Source organism: Arthrobacter sp. FW306-1B-G06A, assembly GCF_058781765.1.
Map to the genome: position 1 here is coordinate 12,688 of NZ_JBYSXB010000005.1, position 17,119 is coordinate 29,806.

12 protein-coding genes are annotated in these 17,119 nt (G+C 66.1%); 4 read left to right on the forward strand and 8 right to left on the reverse strand.

The window, feature by feature from the left end; translation table 11 throughout:
* Window positions 1–25: 25 nt before the first annotated feature.
* Genes AC3WJM_RS03690 through argC form a run of 6 tightly spaced genes read right to left on the reverse strand, consistent with a single transcriptional unit; the run spans window position 26 to window position 5,996 of the window.
* The gene (locus AC3WJM_RS03690) at window positions 26–562 is read right to left on the reverse strand and encodes an arginine repressor (RefSeq protein ID WP_284989299.1); all 537 of its coding nucleotides are present in this window, start codon (window positions 560–562) and stop codon (window positions 26–28) included.
* Entirely contained in the window at window positions 562–1,560 is a 999-nt protein-coding gene (gene argF, locus AC3WJM_RS03695; protein ID WP_284989300.1) for an ornithine carbamoyltransferase, read from the reverse strand. Before argF ends, AC3WJM_RS03690 begins: the two co-directional genes overlap by 1 nt.
* Entirely contained in the window at window positions 1,557–2,849 is a 1,293-nt protein-coding gene (locus tag AC3WJM_RS03700) for an acetylornithine transaminase (RefSeq protein ID WP_307053480.1), read from the reverse strand. Before AC3WJM_RS03700 ends, argF begins: the two co-directional genes overlap by 4 nt.
* Entirely contained in the window at window positions 2,846–3,790 is a 945-nt protein-coding gene (argB, locus tag AC3WJM_RS03705) for an acetylglutamate kinase (protein ID WP_059387787.1), read from the reverse strand. The genes AC3WJM_RS03700 and argB overlap by 4 nt, the downstream gene beginning before the upstream one ends.
* An 11-nt stretch (window positions 3,791–3,801) precedes the next feature.
* Window positions 3,802–4,968, reverse strand: a complete 1,167-nt coding sequence (gene argJ, locus AC3WJM_RS03710) for a bifunctional glutamate N-acetyltransferase/amino-acid acetyltransferase ArgJ (protein WP_284989303.1) — start codon at window positions 4,966–4,968, stop codon at window positions 3,802–3,804.
* Window positions 4,965–5,996, reverse strand: a complete 1,032-nt coding sequence (gene argC, locus AC3WJM_RS03715; RefSeq protein ID WP_307053481.1) for an N-acetyl-gamma-glutamyl-phosphate reductase — start codon at window positions 5,994–5,996, stop codon at window positions 4,965–4,967. The genes argJ and argC overlap by 4 nt, the downstream gene beginning before the upstream one ends.
* Before the next feature lie 185 nt (window positions 5,997–6,181).
* Here argC and AC3WJM_RS03720 point away from each other — a divergent pair, with 185 nt between their 5' ends.
* From AC3WJM_RS03720 to AC3WJM_RS03735, 4 genes are all read left to right on the forward strand, one after another.
* On the forward strand, window positions 6,182–7,270 hold the full coding sequence (locus AC3WJM_RS03720; protein WP_059387786.1) for a fatty acid desaturase family protein: 1,089 nt from the start codon (window positions 6,182–6,184) through the stop codon (window positions 7,268–7,270).
* Window positions 7,271–7,405: 135 nt separating this feature from the next.
* Window positions 7,406–8,371 (forward strand): quinone oxidoreductase family protein, encoded by a 966-nt coding sequence (locus AC3WJM_RS03725; protein WP_284989305.1) that lies wholly within the window; start codon window positions 7,406–7,408, stop codon window positions 8,369–8,371.
* 65 nt (window positions 8,372–8,436) lie between these two features.
* Window positions 8,437–12,369 carry a Pls/PosA family non-ribosomal peptide synthetase gene (locus tag AC3WJM_RS03730; protein WP_492271217.1) on the forward strand — a complete coding sequence of 1,311 codons (3,933 nt, stop codon included), beginning with the start codon at window positions 8,437–8,439 and terminating at the stop codon, window positions 12,367–12,369.
* Window positions 12,370–12,450: 81 nt separating this feature from the next.
* Window positions 12,451–13,848: a M1 family metallopeptidase gene (locus AC3WJM_RS03735; RefSeq protein ID WP_492271218.1), complete on the forward strand. Its 1,398-nt coding sequence runs from the start codon at window positions 12,451–12,453 to the stop codon at window positions 13,846–13,848.
* A 26-nt stretch (window positions 13,849–13,874) separates the two neighbouring features.
* Here the strand turns inward: AC3WJM_RS03735 and AC3WJM_RS03740 are convergent, their stop codons facing one another.
* Complete coding sequence (locus AC3WJM_RS03740; protein WP_492271219.1) at window positions 13,875–14,441, reverse strand: 4'-phosphopantetheinyl transferase family protein; 567 nt, start codon at window positions 14,439–14,441, stop codon at window positions 13,875–13,877.
* A gap of 128 nt (window positions 14,442–14,569) precedes the next feature.
* A complete protein-coding gene (gene pheT / locus AC3WJM_RS03745; RefSeq protein ID WP_306962888.1) occupies window positions 14,570–17,119 on the reverse strand; it encodes a phenylalanine--tRNA ligase subunit beta in 2,550 nt (849 codons plus the stop codon).

Sequence of the window (17,119 nt, forward strand, 5' to 3'; positions counted from 1 at the left end):
GGAATGGTTCACTTGCCGGGCTGGACTAGTTCCCCGGTCCGGCTTCCTGGGCCAGCTGGAGGAAACGGGCTGCCAGCTCGGCGCCGCCGTCGGGATCCCTGGCAACCAAAAGCAAGGTGTCGTCGCCTGCGATCGTACCCAATACCGACGGCATCACCGAGTGGTCGATGGCCAAGGCGAGGAAGTTCGCGGCACCCGGCGGCGTCCGCAGCACCACGATATTGCCCGACGCCTCGGCGGTCACCAACAGCTCGCCGCAAAGGCGCGACAGGCGAGCGTCCAGGATTTCCTGGGTGACACCGCTTTTCGCATTGCGGTCGCCACCCTCGCCGGGCACTGCGTAGACCAGCGCGCCGTCCTTGCCGCGCACGCGGACCGCCCCAAGTTCCACGAGGTCCCGGGAGAGTGTCGCCTGCGTGACCTGCACGCCGTCGTCCGCCAGCAGTGCCGCGAGCTCGGCCTGCGAGCGCACGGACTCGCCCGTCAGGATCGCGGTGATCCGCGCTTGCCGGGCAGTCTTGGTGGCAGGGCTGGCGCCTTGCGACGCAGGATGGGTGGACACTAGAACGTGCTCTCCCCGGTGCCCTCAACGGGGGAAAGGCCGTCGACGAATGCGAGTCCCGACTTGTGCATCAGCCACGCCATGAGCGCTTTCTGGGCGTGCAAGCGGTTCTCGGCTTCGTCCCAGACGATGGACTGGGGCCCGTCGATGACGCCGGCGGAAATCTCATAGCCTCGGTACGCAGGCAGGCAGTGGAGCACGACGGCGTCCGGTGCGGCGTGTTCCATGGCCGCCTCGTCCACGGAGTACTCGCGGAAGAGCTGCATCCGGGCTTCTTTTTCGGCTTCCTGGCCCATGGACACCCACGTGTCGGTGGCGACGACGTCGGCGTCGTTCAGGGCTTCCTTGGCGTCGGTGGTGATGAGCACGGAACCGCCGGTCTCGGCAGCGCGCTCCTCCGCTGCCGCCACGATCTCGGCCGCGGGCAGGTAGCCTTCCGGGCCCGAGATCCTGACGTGCATGCCCGCCGTGACGCCTGCCAAGAGATACGAGTTGGCCATGTTGTTCGCAGCGTCGCCCAGGTAGGCCATGGTGAGGCCCTTGAGTTCGCCCTTGTGCTCCTTGACTGCCAGGAGGTCCGCGAGCAACTGGCAGGGGTGGTAGTCATCGCACAGGGCATTGATGACGGGAACCTTGGAGTTTTCGGCCATTGCTACGAGGCCGGAGTGCGCGGACGTACGCCAGACGATGGTGGAGACCATGCGTTCGAGGACCTTTGCGGTGTCCTCCACGGATTCCTTGTGGCCGATCTGCGCCTCGCCCGGGTTGATGATGAGCGCGTTCCCGCCCATGTCCGCGATTCCGGTAGCGAAGGACACACGGGTCCGGGTGGAGGTCTTGTCGAAGATGACAGCGACGGTCTTGCGCCCATTGCCGGCAGCTGCGAACGGTTGGACGCTGTACGGAGCGGCCTTCATTCGAACGGCGAGCTCAAGCACTTCGGCTTGCTCGGCCGGTGTGAGGTCCGTGTCCTTGAGGAAATGACGTGTGGTGTTCACTGTGCGTCCTTAGCGGTCAGGGGTGCAGCGGTCTGGGCTGCCGCCGCCTGGATAATGCCGGGCAGCGCGTCGAGGAAACGGTCGGCCTGCTCGGTGGTCAGGATGAGCGGCGGAGCCAGCCGGATGGTGCGCGGGCCCGGGCTGTTGATGATGAAGCCCGCGTCGAGCGCGGCAGTCACCATGGCAGGCGCAATGTCGGCGTCAAGGTCGAAACCGATCAGGAGGCCTTCGCCCCGCACTTCGGTGACTGCGTCGACGTCGGACAGTCCGGCCCGCAGGCGGGCGCCGACGCTGAGAACGTTCGCCAGCACGCCCTGGCTTTCGATGGCATGCAAGGTGGCGAGGGCGGCGGCAGTTGCCACCGGGTTCCCGCCGAAGGTGGTGCCGTGCTGGCCGGCGGTCAGGAGCGACGACGTCGGCTCCCCGAAGGTGATGAGCGCGCCGACCGGGAAGCCGCCGCCCAGGCCCTTGGCGAGGGTCACGGCGTCGGGCACGATTCCGGCGTCTTCGCTGGCCAGCCACTTGCCGGTGCGCCCGATGCCGGTCTGGACCTCGTCCAGGATCAGCAGCGCGCCGGCGGCGGTGGTGGCTTCGCGGGCAGCCCGCAGGTACTCGACGCTGAGCGGGCGGACGCCCGCTTCGCCTTGGATGGGCTCAAGGAACACGGCCGCTGTGCTTTCGTCGACGGCGGCACGGAGCGCCTCGATGTCGCCGAACGGGATGTGGACCACGCCTCCGGGCAACGGCTCGAACGGTGCCCGGTAGGCTTCCTTGGCGGTCAGGGCCAGGGCGCCCATGGTGCGGCCATGGAAGGCACCTTCCAGGGCGATGATCTTGGTGCGCGTCGCAGAACTGTTGCGCCGAGCCAGCTTGAACGCGGCCTCGTTGGCCTCGGTGCCGGAGTTGGCGAAGAACACCTTGGAGCCGGCAGGAGCCTTGGTGATGGCCAGGAGCTTCTCGGCGAGCGCGATCTGCGTGGGGCTCGTGAAGAAATTGGAGACGTGCCCCAGCGTGGCCAGCTGGCTGGAGATGACAGAGGTGACGAACGGGTGGGCATGGCCCAGCGCGTTCACGGCAATCCCGCCGAGGAGGTCCAGGTATTCCTTGCCGTCGGCGTCCCACACGAGGGCTCCCGCACCACGGACCAGGACCCGCTGCGGGGTGCCGAAGACGCCCATGAGCGAAGAAGAGTAACGGGCAAGCCAGTCGCTTCCCGTGCTCTGGGAAACGAGCGTGGTTGCGGCGGCCTCCGCAGCGCCGGTCGGGCTCAAACCAACAGTTTCGTTCATGCGTTCACTTCCTCGTCGGGGACAACTTGGGTTCCGATGCCCGCGGTCGTAAAGGTTTCCAGGAGCATGGAGTGCGGCAGGCGGCCATCCACGATGTGCGCCCGCTCGACTCCTTCATCGATGGCCTTCAGGCAGGCCGTCATTTTCGGGATCATGCCGGACTCCAGGCGCGGCAGCATCTCCCGCAATTCCGTGGCCGTCAGCGAGGAAATGAGCGAGGACTTGTCCGGCCAGTTGGCGTAGAGGCCCTCGACGTCGGTCAGGATGACGAGCTTGGATGCGCCCAGTGCCGAGGCAACCGCCGCTGCTGCCGTGTCCGCGTTGACATTAAGCACTTGTCCGGTAGTGGAGCCGGTGCCATCCCCTTCGTCAAGGATCTCGGGGGCGACCGTCGAAATCACCGGGATGCGGCCGGCGTCGAGGATGTCCTCGATACCCCTGGGATCAACGCCCACCACTTCGCCCACCAAGCCGAGGTCCACTTCCTCGCCGTCCACCACGGTGCCGGTGCGCACGGCACGCAGGAGTCCGCCGTCTTCACCGGACATCCCGACCGCATAGGGTCCGTGGGAGTTGATGAGGCCCACGAGCTCGCGGCCCACTTGTCCGGTAAGCACCATACGGACCACGTCCATGGCCTCGGGAGTGGTGACGCGCAGGCCGCCCTTGAATTCGGATTCGATGCCCAGGCGGCCAAGCATCGAGTTGATCTGCGGGCCTCCCCCGTGCACGACGACCGGGTGGATACCCACGTGGTGCAGGAAGACGATATCCTCGGCGAAGGCGCGTCGGAGTTCCTCGTTGACCATGGCGTTGCCGCCGTACTTGATCACCATGGTGGTACCGGCGAAGCGTTGGATCCACGGCAGTGCCTCGATCAGCGTCGCGGCCTTGTCCTGGGCATCGCTCATGGAGGTATTTTCGCGGGTGTGCGCAGTCATGGTCATCCCGTCTAGCTCGAGTAGGCGCTGTTCTCGTGCACGTACTCGTGCGTGAGGTCGTTGGTCCAGATGGTGGCCTCGGCGTCGCCGGCCTGCAGGTCGATTTCCACGAGCACCTCGCGGGGCTCGAGATCCACCAGGTTTCGGTCGTCGCCGATGCTGCCGTTGCGGCAGATCTGGATGCCGTTCATGGAGACGTTGAGCTGGTCCGGTTCGAAGACGGCGTCCGTGGTGCCCACCGAGGACAGGACGCGGCCCCAGTTGGGGTCCTTGCCGAAGATGGCGGTCTTGAAGAGGTTGGAGCGGGCCACTGAACGGCTGACGATTTCGGCGTCGCGCTCGCTCGCCGCGTTGAATGTGCGGATGGCGATGTCGTGGCTGGCACCTTCTGCGTCGCCGATCAACTTGCGGGCAAGCTCGGCACACACCTGGGTGATTCCTGCGCCAAGCTGCTCGGCGGACGGGATGGCCTCGGAGGCCCCGGAGGCCAACAGGACGACCGTGTCGTTGGTGGACATGCAGCCGTCCGAGTCGGTGCGGTCGAAGGTGACGCGCGTGGCGTCGCGGAGGACTACGTCGAGCTCTTCCGCCGGGACCTGGGCATCAGTGGTGAGCACCACGAGCATGGTTGCGAGGCCTGGCGCCAGCATGCCGGCGCCCTTCGCGATGCCCCCGACGGTGAACGAGTTGCCTTCGGAGTCGGTGCCGCTGAAGACTGCTTCCTTCGCCACGCTGTCCGTGGTCATGATCGCCGTAGCGGCGGCAGGACCGCCGTTCTCGGAGAGTTCCGCGAACGCCGCTTCGATGCCCGGGATGATCTTGTCCATGGGCAGCTGCTCACCGATCAGTCCGGTGGAGCAGACCACGACGTCGGAGGCGGAGATCCCGAGCACGGCCGCCACTTTCTCTGCGGTTGCGTGCGTATTTTGGAATCCCTGCGGACCGGTGCAGGCGTTGGCGCCGCCGGAATTCAGCACCACTGCGTCAACGCGCCCGTCGGAGAGGACCTGCCGTGACCAGTGCACGGGTGCCGCGGCCACGCGGTTCGAGGTGAAAACGGCTGCCGCGGCTTTCAGGGGGCCGTCGTTGACAACCAGGGCAAGGTCCGGATTCCCGGACGCCTTGATGCCGGCTTTGACACCTGCGGCCCGGAATCCCTGGGGGGCGGTGATGGTCACGGGGCAACTCCTTGGACGTTGAGGCCGGCGGATTCGTCCAGGCCGAGGGCAATATTCATGGACTGCACGGCGCCGCCGGCGGTCCCTTTGGTCAGGTTATCGATGGCGCACGTGACAACCACGCGGCCGGAATGCTCGTCGAAGGCCAACTGCATGACTGCGTGGTTGGAACCCTGCACCGATTTAGTGGTGGGCCACTGCCCTTCGGGCAACAGGTGGACGAACGGTTCGTCGTCGTAGGCTTCGGCCCAGGCACTGCGCAGTTCGGCGGCCGTGACCCCGGCCTTGACCTTTGCTGTCGCCGTGCTCAGGATGCCGCGGCTCATGGGCGCGAGGGTGGGAGTGAAGGACACGGTGACTGGTTCACCGGCCGCGTTGGAAAGTCCTTGTTCGATCTCGGGGGTGTGGCGGTGTCCGCCGCCCACGCCATAAGGACTCATGGACCCCATGACCTCGGAACCGATGAGGTTCACCTTGGCTGCCTTGCCGGCACCCGAGGTGCCGGAAGCAGACACAATCACGACGTCGTCCGGCTGGAGAAGCTTGTTGGCGAAGCCGGGCGTGAGGGCGAGAAGGGCCGACGTCGGGTAGCAACCGGGCACCGCAATCCGCTTCGACCCCTTGAGTGCGTCGCGCTGGCCGGGAAGTTCCGGAAGCCCGTAGGGCCAGGTCCCCGCGTGGGCGGAGCCGTAGAACTTTTCCCACGCCGCGGGGTCTTCGAGCCGGTGGTCAGCGCCGGCGTCGATCACCAGTGTGCCTTCGGGCAGCTGCGCCGCGATCTCAGCCGAGGCTCCGTGCGGGAGGGCCAGGAACACGACGTCGTGGCCAGCGAGGTTTTCCACGCTGGTGTCCTCGAGAATCCGGCTGGCCAAACCGTGGAGATGCGGCTGCAACTCCCCTAGTCTGGAACCGGCATTGCTGTGCGCGGTGATGGCGCCGATGGTGACGTCCGGATGGCCCGCCAGGAGGCGCAGCACCTCTCCCCCGGCATAGCCGCTAGCACCGGAGACGGCAACAGAAATAGTCATGCCACGACTATACAGCAAAACTATTCATAGTTGCCGATATTTATGCACGACCTTTTCAGGGCTTTCTGGGGCAGCCCGGCTCGGCGCGCCGATTTGGGAGCGTATGCTGAATAGAGGGTGATCTAGACCGTGCAGCCGATCGTCGGTTGCAGCGTTGCCCGTTATGTATTACGGGGCAACTGCATATGTCACAGACCTCCACGACTGAACGTCCTAGCAAGGTCGTCCGGCCACCCAACGCCGTCGTGCTCAGCTATTCCGAGCTTCTCAAGACGGTCCGCGCGGAGGGGCTTTTGAAGCGCCGCGTCGGCTTTTATATCAGCGTTTTCGCTTCCCTGGTCCTCCTGCTGACCGGCACCTGGTTCGGCTTCGCGCTGATCGGCCCCAGCTGGTACCAACTACTCATCGCCGCAGCCCTGGGCATCCTTTGTACCCAGTTGAGCTTCCTGGCACATGAGGCCGGCCACCGCCAGATTTTTGCCTCGCGCAGGGCCAACGACTGGTCCGCGCGTATCCTGGCCACGTCGGTTGCCGGCATCAGTTACTCCTGGTGGGAACAGAAGCACGGCGCGCACCACAACAGCCCGAACGTTATTTCCAAGGACCCGGACATCAAGACCGGCGCCCTGGCCTTCCACGTTGAAGCCGCTGCCGGCAGGCAGGGACGCTTCGCGTTCCTCACGCGCAGGCAGGGCTGGTTCTTCTTCCCGCTCCTCCTCCTGCTGGGTATCAGCCTGCAGTGGGAGTCCTTGATGTACATCTGCCGGCCCGGAGCCATCAAGCACCGCTGGGTGGAGACGCCCATCCTCCTGGCACGGCTTCTCGCCCTGCCGGTCCTCGCCTTTACCTTCCTGCCGCTGGGCATGGCATTTGCCTTCCTGGGCGTCCAGATCATGGTGTTCGGCTTCTACATGGGTGCTTCCTTCGCCCCGAACCATAAGGGCATGCCGGTTCTGCCGGAAGACTCCCGCGTCGATTTCCTGCGTCGCCAGATCCTGACTGCCAGGAACATCTCCGGCGGCCCCTTCATGAACATCCTCCTGGGCGGCCTCAACCACCAGGCCGAACACCACCTCTTCCCGGACATGGCCCGCCCCCACTTGCGCCGCGCCTCGGAGATCGTCCGAAGCTACTGCGAAAAGCACTCGATTGCCTACACCGAAACCACGTTGATGCAGTCATACGCCATCGTCGTGCGTTACCTCAATGAGGTCGGACTCGCCGCGGGCCGCGGCTTTGACTGCCCCGTCGCTTCCGCGCACGGCAGGGGCTGACACGCCCGGAAGTCATCCGGACACATTACGGCGAACCACCGCCCCGAGCCGCTGACTGGACACTCGACGGACTCCGCTCCCTAGGATGGTTGTGTGAATGCGGGCACGAAAGTGCCTCGACGGAGAAGGAGACCCATGACGCACGCAATCATTGCCCGGAAAGCCGGAGGACCCGAAGTCCTCGAACTCACCGAGGCAGAGGTCCCGGTTCCGGGTCCGCGCCAGCTCCTTGTCAAAGTTGCAGCCGCCGGAGTGAACTTCATCGACACATATCAGCGCAGCGGCATCTACAAGGTTGAGTATCCATTCACCCCCGGCTCCGAGTCGGCAGGCACCGTGGTTGCCATCGGCGCGGACGTGGTGGATTTCACCGTCGGCGACAGGATCGCTACCGCTGAAGGATCCCGCAGCTACGCGGAGTACACCCTGGTGGACGCCGACAAAGCGCTTCCGGTACCGGACGGCGTCGACGACCACACCGCGGCAGCCCTGCCGCTGCAAGGAATGACCGCGCATTACCTGATCAACTCGTCTTTCCGCGTGGAGCCGGGCCACACCGTCCTGACCCATGCCGGCGCCGGTGGCGTGGGACTCATCCTGACGCAGTTGCTCAAGGCCCGGGGTGCCCGCGTCATCACCACAGTATCCTCGGACGAGAAGGAAGCCCTGGCCCGGGAAGCCGGCGCGGACGAGGTCCTGCGCTACAGCGGATTTGCGGACAAGGTCCGCGAGCTCACCGACGGCGAAGGCGTCAACGTGGTGTACGACGGCGTCGGCAAGGATACTTTCGACGGATCCCTCGCGAGCCTTCGCATCCGCGGCGCACTCGTCTTGTTCGGGGCGGCGTCCGGACCCGTGCCCCCGTTCGACCCGCAGCGACTGAACGCAGGCGGATCGTTGTCCCTGACACGCCCGACGCTTGGCCATTTCCTCCAAAACCCGCAGGAACGGCACTGGCGTTCGGCCGAAGTCTTCCGCGCTGCCGCCAGCGGCGCCCTCAAAGTCCGGGTTGGCGGAACCTACCCGCTCGCCGAGGCCGCCCAGGCCCATCGCGACCTGGAAGCGCGCAACACCACAGGCAAACTACTGTTGGTCCCATAAATCGAAGCAAATGCCACGCGGCCGCTGACACTTTTTGTTCACCTCAATCCGAGAAACTTGGGAACGTGACCCAGGAACATGAAATCCCGGCGGACAGCCTGGAACTCAAAGTCGTGCATCTCCCCCAGCTGCAAGGCTCGGCAGCCGCACCTCCAGCGCGCACACTCGTCGAGATCCTCCAGGACACGGCCCGGACATTCCCGGAGGCGTCTGCCCTCGATGACGGGCACAAGTCGCTGAGTTACTCCGAACTCATGGCTCAGGTGCGCGGTTTTGCGGCGACGCTCAACGCAGCCGGACTGGGGCCGGGAGACAAGATCGGCGTGCGGGTCCCTTCCGGATCCAACGATCTGTACATTGCCATCCTGGCGATCCTCTCGATTGCGGCCGCCTACGTGCCCGTGGACGCGGACGATCCCGAGGAACGGGCACGGCTGGTTTTCGGAGAAGCCAAGGTATCTGCCGTTGTCACCAAGGGCCGCAAGATCGAAGTGTCCGGGGAGCGCGCGGCACCGCACCCGGCTCCGCGCACCCCAGGGCTGGACGACGATTCGTGGGTCATCTTCACCTCAGGTTCCACCGGCACGCCCAAGGGCGTGGCGGTGCAGCACCGTTCCTCCGCTGCTTTTGTTGACGCCGAAGCCCGGATCCTCCTCCAGGAAGATCCGATCGGTCCGCAGGACCGGGTCCTCGCCGGCCTTTCAGTGGCCTTCGACGCTTCCTGCGAAGAGATGTGGCTTGCATGGCGGCACGGTGCCTGCCTGGTCCCGGCACCGCGCGCCCTCGTGCGTTCCGGCATGGACCTCGGCCCATGGCTCATCAACCACGGCATCACAGTGGTGTCCACCGTTCCGACGCTCGCGGCCCTGTGGCCGGCCGAAGCCCTTGAGAACGTGCGCCTGCTTATTTTCGGCGGCGAGGCCTGCCCGCCCGAACTCGCCGAGCGCCTCGCGGTGGAAGGCCGCGAAGTGTGGAACACCTACGGCCCCACCGAAGCGACCGTCGTGGCGTGCGCGGCTCCCCTCGGCGGGCACGGCCCCGTCCGGATCGGACTGCCGCTGGACGGCTGGGACCTCGCCGTCGTCGACGCCGCCGGGGTTCCGGTAGCGGAAGGCGGGACGGGCGAACTGATCATCGGCGGCGTCGGACTGGCCCGCTACCTGGATCCGGCCAAGGACGCCGAAAAGTACGCCCCCATGCCATCCCTTGGATGGGAACGGGCGTATCGCTCGGGCGACCTCGTCCGCTACGAGGAAGCCGGCCTCATCTTCCAAGGCCGCGCGGACGAACAGGTCAAGCTTGGCGGCAGGCGCATCGAACTCGGCGAGATCGACGCCGCCCTCCAGGCCCTCCCGGGAGTCGCCGGTGCCGCGGCCGCAGTCCGCACGACGGCGGCGGGGAACCAGATACTGGTCGGCTACCTGGCTCCAGCCGGACCTGAGGACATCGACCTCGCAGCTTCCCGCGAGCTCCTGACGGAAAGCCTGCCCGCGGCGCTGATCCCCCTGCTCACGGTCGTGGATTCGCTTCCAACGAAGACCAGCGGCAAAGTAGACCGGCATTCCCTTCCGTGGCCGTTGGCGGGCGCAGGCGCCGCGGATGCCGACAAGGCACCACTCAACCTTCCCGAAGACGCCCAATGGGTGGTTGAGCAATGGGAAAGCGTCCTCGGCTCCAGCGTCACCTCGCTCGACGCCGACTTCTTCGCCTACGGTGGCGGCTCCCTCGCCGCCGCCCAACTGGTCTCGGCGCTGCGCGTGCGCTACCCCACCATCACGGTGGCCGAAATCTACGCGACACCCCGCGTCGGCGCCCTGGTCGACGCCGCGCGGCAGTCTTTGCCCGAAGGCGGCATACAGGGGCCGGCGGCGGAACGCACGGTTCGCCCCACCTCCCGGAAATCGCAGGTCTTCCAGACCCTGATGGGGATCTTCCTCAACATCCTGGTTGGCATGCGCTGGCTCACGTATCTCATGGCCGCGAACCATTTGCTGGCCGACCTCGCCGGTTTCACAGCCGCTCCGGTGGTGTCCTGGTGGTGGATCCTGGCGTCTTGGCTGGTGTTCGTGAGCCCGCCCGGACGCATGGGCATCTCGATCCTGGCCGCGCGAACCCTCTTGCGTGGGGTCCAACCCGGAACCTACCCGCGATCGGGCAAAGTCCACTTGAAGCTGTGGCTGGCCGAACAGATCCAGGACCTTTCGAGCGCCATCAGCCTTGCCAGCGCTCCGTGGGTTCCCTACTACGCCAGGGCACTGGGGGCGAAGATAGGGAACAACGTCCATTTGCACTCCCTTCCTCCCGTCACAGGACTGCTGTCCTTGGGCAGCGGCTGCAACATCGAACCCGAAGTGGACCTCTCCGCCTGGTGGATCGACGGTGACTTTGTCCACATCGGCGCCATCCATGTAGGTGCCGGTGCCACAGTCGGCTCCCGCAGCACGCTGATGCCAGGAACCAGCATCGGCGCGGGCGCGCGGGTGGAGCCCGGTTCCGCGGTGTTGGGCAAGGTCAAGGCCGGGCACCTCGTTGCCGGATCCCCCGCCGAACGCCGTGGCAAAGCCAAGAATGGATGGCCCGAGACCCCCTCGTCGCACCACCTGATCGGCCGGCTCTGGTTTGCGGCGTTCGCTGCCGCCTCGGCGCTGCTCGCCTTGATTCCGTACATTTCGGCATTCGTCGCCGCGATCGTCATCCTGGTCTTCATCCAAGGCCGGAGCTCGCTGCAGGATGCCTTCCCTGAACTCCTGCTTGCCATTCCCCTGGCTGCACTCGCCTGGTTCCTGTGCAATCTCCTGCTGATCCTGGCGACTACCCGGATGCTCGGCGTCGGTCTCAAGGAGGGATACTATCGCGTCCGCAGCCGCGTCGGTTGGCAGGTTTGGGCCACTGAACGGGTCTTGGACATGGCCCGGGATCTGCTCTTCCCCATCTACGCCAGCCTCTTCACGCCCGTGTGGCTGCGCCTGCTGGGCGCCAAAGTAGGCCGCAATGTGGAGGCTTCCACGGTGCTGCTGCTGCCACGCATGACGACCATCGGCGACGGCGCGTTCCTCGCCGACGACACCATGGTGGCCTCCTACGAGCTCGGCGGCGGCTGGATGAAGATCGGACCGGCCAAGATCGGCAAACGCTCGTTCCTCGGCAACTCCGGCATGACCGCCGCAGGACGCAGCGTGCCCAAGAACTCACTCGTCGCGGTCCTGTCGGCCACTCCGGCCAAGGCCAAATCGGGCACCTCCTGGCTGGGCAGTCCGCCCGTCAGGCTGCGCCGGACCGCCGTCAACGCAGATCTGAGCCTCACCTTCAACCCGCCGCTGGCCCTCAAGACCAAACGGGCCCTGTGGGAACTATGCCGGCTGGTGCCGGTCATCCTGACCGTGGGGATCGCCGTCGGCATCATGCTGGCCCTCGACTGGATCGCCACCGAGACCTCCTACTGGCTTGCCGCCGTCCTCGGAGGCGTCGTGGTCCTCGCGGCCGGCGCGGTGGCCGCGGCAAGTTCGGTCGCCGCGAAATGGATACTGGTGGGGCGCATCAAAGAGGGCGAGCACCCCCTGTGGAGCTCATTCATCTGGCGCAACGAAGTGGTGGACACCTTCATCGAGATGGTCAGTGCTCCATGGTTCGCACGTTCGGCATCCGGCACGCCTGCGTTGGTGTGGTGGCTCCGTGCCCTCGGGGCGAAAATCGGCCGGGGTACCTGGTGCGAGAGCTACTGGCTCCCCGAAGCCGACCTCGTCACGCTCGGCGAAAGCTCCACGGTCAACCGTGGCTGTGTGGTCCAGACACACCTCTTCCATGACCGCATCATGAGCATCGATACCGTGGTCCTCGGGGATGGCGCCACGATGGGTCCGCACGGCGTCATCCTGCCGCGCGCAAGTATCGGGGCCGGCGGAACGGTGGGACCGGCGTCGCTGGTTATGCGTGGCGAGACGGTTCCCGCGGGCACATACTGGATGGGCAACCCGGTCAGCCCGTGGTCCGGACCGTAGCGTAGATTGGCAAGAGGGCGTGAAATACCGGCCCGTGACACGACCGCAGCACAACAAGCTACACGGAGGCAGCCAGCGCACATGAGCCGCAGCGAACCCGGAACAACCCAAGCGCAGGAAACAACCGCGACTGCCGCCGATCCCTACACCCTGCACCACGGGAGCACGGCATTCCAGGTGCTAAGGTACAAGCTGGACCTGGACTATAGCCTGGGCAGCAACCGGCTCAACGGCCGCGCCATGCTCCGTTGCATAACCCTCGAAGACACGGACTCCGTAGTCTTGGACCTGGTGGGCCTGAGGGCTTCCAAAATCCTGGTTGACGGCAAGAAAGTGCCGAAGTTCAGCCCGCGCGGCGAACACCTCGTGATCACCGTCAAAGACCGCTTGCGGGCAGGCCAGCACTTCACGGTTGAACTCCGCTACGACGGCAACCCGAAGCCGCGCCGGGGCCTGTGGGGCGAAGTCGGGTGGGAAGAGCTCGAGGACGGAGTGCTGGTTGCCGGGCAGCCGAACGGCGCCGCGTCCTGGTTCCCGTGCAACGACCATCCGCGGCACAAGTCCAGCTACTTGATCAGCATCACTACCGACGACAACTACCGTGCCATCTGCAACGGCCGCCTCGTCTCCCACAGCAGGAAATCAAGCCGCGAAACCTGGGTCTACGAACAAGCCGAGCCGATGGCAAGCTATCTCGCCACGGTGCAAATCGGACGCTACCGGCTTCACCAGCTCAGCCCCGCCCCCGACGGCGTCCGCGCCGGGACTGCCCATCACGCCGAAGCCCTGCGGCAGGCTCCGGTGCCCCAGTTCGTCGCGGTCTCCCCCGGTTTATTGACCGAGGCCCGTGAAGGCCTGGCACGGCAGGCCGACATGATGCGCACCTTCGTGGAGTGTTTCGGTCCGTATCCCTTTGCCGAATACACGGCCGTGGTGACCGAGGACGAACTGGAAATCCCGCTTGAGGCCCAGACGCTCTCGATCTTCGGCCGGAACCACATGGAGCAATCGTGGGACGCGCAGCGCCTCATCGCCCACGAGCTGTCCCATCAGTGGTTCGGCAACTCGCTCACGGTGAGCAGCTGGAGGGACATCTGGCTGCACGAGGGCTTCGCCTGCTACGCGGAGTGGATCTGGTCCGAGGAAGCCGGCGTCATGTCCCTCGCCAACCGCGCAAAGACGGCGTGGCGCAAGCTCGACATGGGCGCCCAGGACTTGGTGATCGGGGACCCCGGGCCGGAGCACATGTTCGATGACCGCGTCTACAAGCGCGGAGCCCTTGCCCTCCATGCCGTCCGTCGTGCATGCGGAGACGCAGCGTTTTTCGGGTTGCTGCGGCATTGGACCGAGGCCAAGCGCCACAGCTCGGTCTCCACGGAGGAATTCATCGCTGCGGCCAACGCTTACGTCCCGGGACTCGACGCGGCCAGTGTCCTGGAACCGTGGCTGTACCAAGCAGGGCTGCCCGCTTTCAGCTGACCCTGGAATTCAGCTAAGCCAAGGACTCAGCGGGACGTTACCGCGAGCGCGGCGAGGAGTCCGGCCGGAAGATCCCGGCCGTCAGCGCTGGCCGGGAGCTGCAGGTCCCACAGCCCCGGCCGTTCAAGCACCTCGAGGGAATCCGGCGCCACCCTGAGCCCTTCGCCTGTCATCTTCAACCAGGCTTCCTTGCGCGCCCACAATCTTGCCCGCTCTTGGGCGGCCCGACGTCCGGGTTCCAGCGCGTCGAGATGGCGCCGCTCCCGTGCGGTCAGGGCAACGTCGTCGAAGCCGACGAACTCCGTGTCCGCCGCATTTTCCAGGTCGACGCCCACGCGCAGCCCGGGTCCGGGATACGCGACGGCGGCAAACAGCACCCAGCCCGACGACCGTGAGGCGCTGAGCGCCAGGGGTGCGGGGCCGCCGTCGAGCACGTATCCGGGCCGGCCATGCGCGATGTCCGGACCAGAACCGCAGTCCGGGCACTCATAGGCCGCCTTGAGCTTCGAGGCGGGAACACCCAGAAGGGTGGCGGCGAAGTCTTGCTGCGCCAGCCTGGATGCCAGGAACTCCAGGCGCAGGGTCGCAGCCATGGCGTCTCCCCTTAGGGTTTCGGCCGGAGACAGCAATTCCGCCGCTATCTTTTCGATGGCGGCGGAATCGGCAAGATCCAGGGACTGGATGTGAACAGCCAGCCCCTGGATGCCCGGGTTGATACTCGTCAGCGCTGGACTGCTCCGAACCGCTCTGCGGCGACGGCGACGGCGGCCTCGCGTGCCTCCGAGGCCTCGTCGGCGGTCAAAGTGCGGTCCGTGGCACGGAACCGCAGCCCGAAGGCAAGCGATTTCTTGCCGTCTTCGATCCCTTGGCCTGCGTAGACATCGAACAGGGCAACGTCTTCGAGGAGATCGCCGGCGCCTTCCCGCAGGGCAGCCAGTACGGCGTCCGCCGGAACGTCCTGCGGCACCACGAGGGCAACGTCCTGCGTGGCGACCGGGAAGCCCGAGATGTGCTTGGCAACAATGACGTCCGGAGCAGCATCGAACAGTGCGTCCGCGTTGAGCTCAAGGGCCACGGAGCGCGCCGGCATGTCATGTGCTGCGAGCAGCTTGGGGTGCAATTCGCCCGCGTAGCCCACGACGTCGCCCGAGCGAAGCGCCAACTGGGCGGCACGGCCCGGGTGGAACGCCTGGTGGCTGCCTTGGCTGACCACGAGTTCCACGCCGAGGACGTCGCCGACGAGCCGCGCAACGTCCAGGGCGTCGGCCCAGTCCCAGGCACGCGGGGTGTGGGCCGCGGCTGCCGGGGAATCATGGCCGGTCAAAACAGCGGCGATGTGCAGCGGCTGGTCCGGGACGCCGTCGTACAGTCCATCAAGGACCTCGTCGGTTGGCTTGACTCCCAGCGGCGGGATGGATGCCGTGCCCAGCTGACCGTCGGGGAGGAACACCGAGCCTGCCTCGAAGAGGGCGAGGTCCCGGAAACCGCGGGAGTGGTTGCGGCGGGCCACCTCGATCAGGCCGGGAAGCACGGAGGTACGCAGGTAACCGTGTTCCTCGCTGATCGGGTTGGCCAATTTGAGGGCGGTGCGCGCCGCGCCCTCTTCCGCCACGCCGAAGGTGTCGTTGGCCGACTTGGAGACGAACGGGTAAGAGAGGACCTCGGTGAGCCCGGCGTCGGCGAGGGCCTGGACCACGCGGCGCTTTTGCTGCTGGGTCCGGGTCAGGCCGCGCCCTGGAGGTGCCACGGGTAGGGTCGCCGGGATGTTGTCGTAGCCCACCAGCCTCGCGATTTCCTCGGAAAGGTCTTCCTTGGTTTCCAGGTCATTGCGCCAACTCGGTGCCGTGACCACATAGGAGCCGCCCACTTCGTCCTTCAGGACGATGGCGCCCAGGTCCTTGAGGGAACCCGTGATCTGTTCTTCCGTGAAGTCGATGCCGATCCGGGAGGCCGCGTAGCCGGCAGGCAGCTCGATGGTCACGGCGTCAGGTGCCGTCCCGACGTCGGTACCGGCTTCGTCCGCCGTCCCGCCGGCGAGTTCCACCAGGAGGTCGACGACGCGCTGGGCGGCAACGTTGGCAACCTGCCAATCCACTCCGCGTTCGAAGCGCTTGGACGCCTCTGACGGCAGCTTGTGCCTGCGGCGCGAGCGCCCGATCGAGACCTCGTCGAAGTGCGCGGCCTCGACCAGGACGTTGGTGGTCGAATCGGAAACCTCGGTATTGGCTCCGCCCATGACGCCCGCGATGCCGATTGCGCCGGAGTCGTCGGTGATCAGGAGGTCTTCGACGTCGAGCGAACGCACTTTGTCGTCGAGGGTGGTGATCTTCTCCCCCGCGACGGCGCGGCGGACCACGATATCGCCCGAAAGCTTGTCGAGGTCGTAGCAGTGGTTCGGCTGGCCGAGTTCGAGCATCACGTAGTTGGAGATGTCCACAGGCAGCGAAATGGAGCGGATGCCGGCCAGGCGCAGCCGGGAGACCATCCACGGCGGGGTGGGGCGGGTGGCGTCCACGCCGCGAACCGTGCGGGCCACGAAGCGGTCGCAACCGGGCTTCCCGTAGATGGGGGCGTCGTCGTTGAGCTTGACGCCGTAGCCGCCGGAGAGCGCGGCGGGGGCATTGACCTTGGCAGCCGGGTCCGTGAAGACGGTTCCGGTGGCGTGGGCGTACTCGCGGGCCACGCCGCGGATCGAGAACGCGTAGCCGCGGTCCGGAGTGACATTGATTTCGGCGGCTTCGTCGTAGAGGCCAAGGAGGGACATGGCGTCGGTGCCGATTTCGGGATCCAGGCCGATGCGGGAAAGCACCAGGATGCCGTCGTGGTCCTCGCCGATGCCGAGTTCACGGACGGAGGCGATCATGCCCGCGGACAGGTGCCCGTAGGTCTTGCGCGCGGAAATGTGGAAGTCACCCGGGAGCACAGCGCCCGGGAGGGTCACTACAACCTTGTCTCCCTCGACGAAGTTGTGGGCACCGCAAATGATGCCCTGCACGCCGGAGGGATCGATGCCCTTGCCGGTCAGGGTCTGCTCCTGGCCTTCGGGGACCACGCGGACCTGGCACCAGTTGATGGTCTTGCCGTTGCTCTGCGGTTCCTTGACGAGGCTCAGGACCTGGCCCACCACGATGGGACCCTTGAGTTCGTCCGTGGGGCGGTGGACAGCTTCTTCTTCAAAGCCGACCTTGACCAGTTCCGCCATGACGTCTTCGGCCGTGGCGTCGGCCGGAACCTGCGCGAATTCACGCAGCCATGAAAGTGGGATACGCAC

What these genes read in the sequence shown, in the direction of transcription:
- AC3WJM_RS03740 (WP_492271219.1), bottom strand. Translation starts at nt 14,441, where the DNA reads ATGGCTGCGACCCTGCGCCTGGAGTTCCTGGCATCCAGGCTGGCGCAG.
- argB (WP_059387787.1), bottom strand. Translation starts at nt 3,790, where the DNA reads ATGACTGCGCACACCCGCGAAAATACCTCCATGAGCGATGCCCAGGAC.
- AC3WJM_RS03725 (WP_284989305.1), top strand. Translation starts at nt 7,406, where the DNA reads ATGACGCACGCAATCATTGCCCGGAAAGCCGGAGGACCCGAAGTCCTC.
- AC3WJM_RS03735 (WP_492271218.1), top strand. Translation starts at nt 12,451, where the DNA reads ATGAGCCGCAGCGAACCCGGAACAACCCAAGCGCAGGAAACAACCGCG.
- AC3WJM_RS03720 (WP_059387786.1), top strand. Translation starts at nt 6,182, where the DNA reads ATGTCACAGACCTCCACGACTGAACGTCCTAGCAAGGTCGTCCGGCCA.
- argC (WP_307053481.1), bottom strand. Translation starts at nt 5,996, where the DNA reads ATGACTATTTCTGTTGCCGTCTCCGGTGCTAGCGGCTATGCCGGGGGA.
- AC3WJM_RS03700 (WP_307053480.1), bottom strand. Translation starts at nt 2,849, where the DNA reads ATGAACGAAACTGTTGGTTTGAGCCCGACCGGCGCTGCGGAGGCCGCC.